General features: G+C 65.4%; 1 protein-coding gene. It reads right to left on the bottom strand.

Annotated elements, in window-relative coordinates; translation table 11 throughout:
- A partial coding sequence (locus tag EN853_RS33505; RefSeq protein ID WP_135861375.1) for an Ig-like domain-containing protein occupies nt 1-260 on the bottom strand: 260 nt, incomplete at both ends.

Raw genomic sequence — 260 nt, 5'->3', positions numbered from 1 at the left:
GCCGACCAGGTCGTTGCCGACATTGCCAGCCGAGCCGTTGACGGCGCTGACGCTGTGCGTGTCGCCATTGTCGACATCGGTGTCGTTGGAAAGCACATTGCCGCTCACCGGATTGGGATCGGCCAGCGTGTTGGTGTCTTCCTTCACCGCCGCCGCATCGGCCACCGCCACCGGCGCGTCATTGGTGCCGGTGATGGTGATGGTCAGGTTGGCGGACGAAGAGCCGCCGTGATTGCCGGCGAAGATGGCTACCAGCGGCC

This window comes from Mesorhizobium sp. M1C.F.Ca.ET.210.01.1.1, from assembly GCF_004791585.1.
Classification (GTDB): Bacteria; Pseudomonadota; Alphaproteobacteria; order Rhizobiales; family Rhizobiaceae; genus Mesorhizobium.
The sequence above is the reverse complement of the archived record's forward strand: the minus strand, read 5'-3'. Positions and strand labels throughout refer to the sequence as shown.